This is a genomic window from Okeania sp. SIO2B9 (assembly GCF_010672505.1).
Lineage (GTDB): Bacteria > Cyanobacteriota > Cyanobacteriia > Cyanobacteriales > Microcoleaceae > Okeania > Okeania hirsuta.
The window spans coordinates 1-3953 of the sequence record NZ_JAAHGK010000726.1; the positions used below are offsets into that span (position 1 = coordinate 1).

Here is a 3953-nt window from a genome sequence, read left to right on the forward strand (position 1 = left end):
TCTCTGATGTTTCAATAGTTAATTAATTCAGAATTATAATAATTCTGCTTATCTCTCAATATTAGTCAGTTCTAAAGAAAGCTAGTGTAAGAGCAATATAGTATTCAATAATTACTAATAGATAAGTAGAGCAGGCAAAAAAAAGACGTTGCATTTTTAATCAAAAAACTCCTAAAAGCAATTAATATAAACTTTTGAGCTAATTTACAATTTGATACATAGTGCCCAAAAATTACTATGTTCTACTTAATGAATAATTGCTAAAAGTATTACTTGCAATTGCTCAAATTAAGACAACCATTTTGACAAATCTCGGTCTATTAGTTCTTGTAATTTTATGATATCAGGTTTATACATTTCCAATATGACTTTTCTCGTTTCTGAAGGTAGAGGAGGGCGAGATAAATTTCGACTTATTAGATTCGTCCACAATGTTCTTCTTTTTTCACGGTTAGGAAATAAAGTTCTAATAATTGGACGTAAAGCTTTTCTAAGGAAATTATCTTTATAAATAAAATTATAAATAGTCTGATTTTTTGGGATTCCTGAAGGAGCATCTTTGGCTCCAACAACAGGTACAAAACTACTGTCTACATTTAAGAATGTAAATATATCCTTGACAACCTTTAGAGGATCTGAGGTAAAATATTCAAATAAGAAAAGTTTAATATTTTGACGGTCAAATATATCAAAATATTTTTTTAGGTAATAGTAGTACAACCCTTTTTCAAAATACTGCTCGGGAGATCCTTGCTTTTGGTCAGCTTCTATTACTTTTAACAAAGATTTTTCACCTTCGTGTTTATTGTTTCTTTGATTAAATAAATAATGAGAATAGACACGAGACACAGGATCGCGTAATAAAGCAATTAATTTAACATCAGGTAATCTTGATTTAATTCTAATAGGAGCTTGTTCATTAGCTATGTAAGATACAGAAGCTTCTCCAATAGCTTTCTCTTGTGCTTTTCTAAACCAATACTTGTACCAATCTATAGTATAAACTGTAGTCTTTCCTTTTTTATTAGTTATAATGCTACCTTCATCATACAAGAAAAAATTAGGTTCTTTCTTTTTGCTAATAAAAATATCTGGATGCTGAACAAGATAGTTACAAAGTGAAGTAGAGCCTGATTTAGTAGAGCCAAAAATAATAAAGTTAGGTAATTTAGATTGAGACATAATAACTAATTTCTTATAAATAATAATTACATACTAACATATAGCGTTTCTCAAGTTACTGAGGTACAGTTGTTTTCTATTCCCTACTCCCTACTTCCTACTCCCTAAAACACACTAATTTTGCACCTAACGCTTCTTGGGAATTGCTATAGCTCTTTTTGTTATTGTTGAAAATAGAGTTTATTAGTAAAAATTAAGACTTTTGTTTGATATTCTAGAGTTACTTTCAAGCCAGATATTAGAACAATAATTACTAAAAAAATTGAGAGAGGGGACAGTCATTAGTCCCTGGTATTTAAGCAATGACTAATCTCCCTCACCATTACCTGCAATTTGATTGGCTTCCCAAGGCCCGAATTTTGATTGATAATAGGCCAATATTTGGTCTACTTTTTGGCGGACAGTATCTTCAGCATCTTCTGCATACTCCAAGCACAGACTTCCTATTTGGCTTTTTTCATAGTCAAATGGTTCTGACGCAGGATGAAAAAATAAGTCCACTTCTACTTTGCCGACTTGACGCAAATGAGCTGCTACTTCTCGATATACTGCTAGTGGTAGCCCTTGACAGCTAATTTGATAACGTTGTTGTTTTTGTTTCGCAGTCTGCATCTTGATATTTACCTTCCCAATATATCGCCCTCTAAGCTATGATCTACCAATTGTTCCGTTGTATCTGGTAAATTACAACAGTTGATACTATCTAAACATACTTTGCCCCACTGCAAAGCCCAACGAACCAGTTCTACTCGATTATGGGTTGAAGTCTTACTCAGAATATTACTGATATGATTATCTACCGTTCGCTTACTAATTTCTAGCTTCTCGGCGATTTTTTCATTAGTCAACCCATCTGCCACTAGCTCCACAACTTGAAGTTCCCTTTCTGAAAGGGATATTTTGGTTTGAGACTCGCAACCAGTCATAACTTTTGTCTATATATGTATATCTGCCTAATTATAATTTTAGAGACATCTTGACAAAATTCACCTTAATGACAATCTATAAGTGGGAAAAGTATGAAAAAGCTGAGGGAGGATAAAATTAGTTAATTATGTTTTTTCAAAAAAAATTATTGATTTTAAATATACCTTAGATTTTAATCACCACTAAAATATTCCGAATTTCCCTACCTATATATAACTTGAGATACTCTAATCAATATGACCCATCTTCATGTTCTCTGTCTCGGTGAAATTTTATTTGATTGTTTGGCCGACAGACCCGGAATACCTCTAAATCAAGTTCAGTCTTGGACAATCTACCCTGGTGGTGCCCTGGCCAATGTTGCTTGTGGTTTAGTCAAACTAGGGACTCCTAGTGCTTTAATTAGTGCAGTAGGTCAAGATACAGAAGGCAAAACACTGGTAAAACTTTTGCAAGAAGTGGGAGTAGACACTACTGGTATCCAGCAAAATCCTGATGCACCAACACGGAAGGTCTATGTATTACACTCTACAACAGGGGAGCGTGAATTTGTTGGTTTTGGCGATCGCCAGACAACAGAATTTGCTGATACCCATTTACAAGCTGAACTTTTGCCAGAATCTTTATTTTTAAATGGTGATTTTTTAATATTAGGAACCCTTGGACTAGCTTACCCTGAAACTAGACAAGCAATTTACCAAGCTCTTGAATTGGCTGACCAATACCATCTCAAAATCATGGTAGATGTCAACTGGCGTCCTTCATTTTGGCCAAATCCAGATGAAGCTAAAGAGCTTATATATTCTTTACTAAAAAGAGTGGATTTTGTCAAACTCTCTATAGAAGAAGCTAAGTGGTTATTTGAATCTACCGAACCTGCTGCAATTACTTACCAATTAAATTCAGTGGAAGGGACATTAATAACTGCTGGCGATCTAGGTTGTGCTTATTACTTGTCAGAAAATGAAGGGAAAGTACCAGCTTTTTCAATAGATGTGGTGGATACTACTGGTGCTGGTGATAGCTTTGTCGCAGGTTTTGTACATCAGTTGCGCCAATATGGTATTCGTCAACTACAGCAACCAGGGGTAGCAAAAAAAATTGTTACTTATGCTAGTGCGGTGGGTGCTTTAAGCGCTACTAAAAAAGGAGCGATGTCTGCTCAACCTACTGTAGATGAAGTTGAGGCATTTTTTAGTAGCTATTTGGGTCACTAAGATAGATAATTAAAGACGACTTCAGTAGAGGTTATTGGCCTTTCTGAAGCTCGTTGTCAAAAATTATTACAGTTTAAAAATAATGGGACTTTTCGATCAAATTGTTGGTGCTATTAATAACCCTAATCAAGAAGCTAGTACGAGTCAATTGAGCAGTATTCTTGGTACAGTGCAGCAACTAAGCGGCAATCTCGGAGGAGATTCTGGTGCAACTCAAGTTGCTATGTCAATGTTGGGTGGTTATGTACGTTCAGCTTTACAGCAGAAGCGAGAAGAGTCTGGTAATGGAGCAGTTCAAGCAATTATCAATCAGTTTGCAGGTACAGATCCTAATCCCCAAGCTGTTGAATCTCTATTTTCAGCTAATCAAATTACTGGAATTGTTCAGAGTATATCTGAAAAAACAGGTTTTGACCTCTCACAAATCCAGAATTTATTGCCTACTTTAGTGCCACTAATTCTGAATTTATTGAAAACGGGTAATGACACTCAAAATCCTAATCAGGCATCTAATAATGTTTTAAATAGCTTTTTGGATGCTGATGGAGATGGGGATGTTGATATTTCAGATATGATGGGGATGGCAAGTCGTTTTTTGAAGTAAAGGAAAAGTGTTAGGTTTTAGGA

Annotated in this window: 5 protein-coding genes; 2 read left to right on the plus strand and 3 right to left on the minus strand. The window is 34.8% G+C overall.

Annotated elements, in window-relative coordinates:
• Window positions 1-288: 288 nt before the first annotated feature.
• The 3 genes from F6K13_RS22310 to F6K13_RS22320 form a co-directional block, all read right to left on the minus strand.
• The gene (locus F6K13_RS22310) at window positions 289-1182 is read right to left on the minus strand and encodes a sulfotransferase domain-containing protein (protein ID WP_287288418.1); all 894 of its coding nucleotides are present in this window, start codon (window positions 1180-1182) and stop codon (window positions 289-291) included.
• A gap of 306 nt (window positions 1183-1488) precedes the next feature.
• On the minus strand, window positions 1489-1794 hold the full coding sequence (locus F6K13_RS22315) for a hypothetical protein (RefSeq protein WP_124143782.1): 306 nt from the start codon (window positions 1792-1794) through the stop codon (window positions 1489-1491).
• Between the two features lie 8 nt (window positions 1795-1802).
• Window positions 1803-2108 (minus strand): response regulator transcription factor, encoded by a 306-nt coding sequence (locus F6K13_RS22320; RefSeq protein ID WP_124154798.1) that lies wholly within the window; start codon window positions 2106-2108, stop codon window positions 1803-1805.
• A gap of 237 nt (window positions 2109-2345) precedes the next feature.
• Here F6K13_RS22320 and F6K13_RS22325 point away from each other — a divergent pair, with 237 nt between their 5' ends.
• Window positions 2346-3326 carry a carbohydrate kinase gene (locus tag F6K13_RS22325; protein ID WP_287288420.1) on the plus strand — a complete coding sequence of 327 codons (981 nt, stop codon included), beginning with the start codon at window positions 2346-2348 and terminating at the stop codon, window positions 3324-3326.
• Between the two features lie 82 nt (window positions 3327-3408).
• Entirely contained in the window at window positions 3409-3930 is a 522-nt protein-coding gene (locus F6K13_RS22330; protein WP_124143785.1) for a DUF937 domain-containing protein, read from the plus strand.
• The last annotated feature ends 23 nt before the right edge of the window (window positions 3931-3953 follow it).

Excerpts from the sequence above, each read along its gene's own strand:
- F6K13_RS22310 (WP_287288418.1), bottom strand. The coding sequence starts at position 1,182 with ATGTCTCAATCTAAATTACCTAACTTTATTATTTTTGGCTCTACTAAA.
- F6K13_RS22325 (WP_287288420.1), top strand. The coding sequence starts at position 2,346 with ATGACCCATCTTCATGTTCTCTGTCTCGGTGAAATTTTATTTGATTGT.
- F6K13_RS22320 (WP_124154798.1), bottom strand. The coding sequence starts at position 2,108 with ATGACTGGTTGCGAGTCTCAAACCAAAATATCCCTTTCAGAAAGGGAA.
- F6K13_RS22315 (WP_124143782.1), bottom strand. The coding sequence starts at position 1,794 with ATGCAGACTGCGAAACAAAAACAACAACGTTATCAAATTAGCTGTCAA.
- F6K13_RS22330 (WP_124143785.1), top strand. The coding sequence starts at position 3,409 with ATGGGACTTTTCGATCAAATTGTTGGTGCTATTAATAACCCTAATCAA.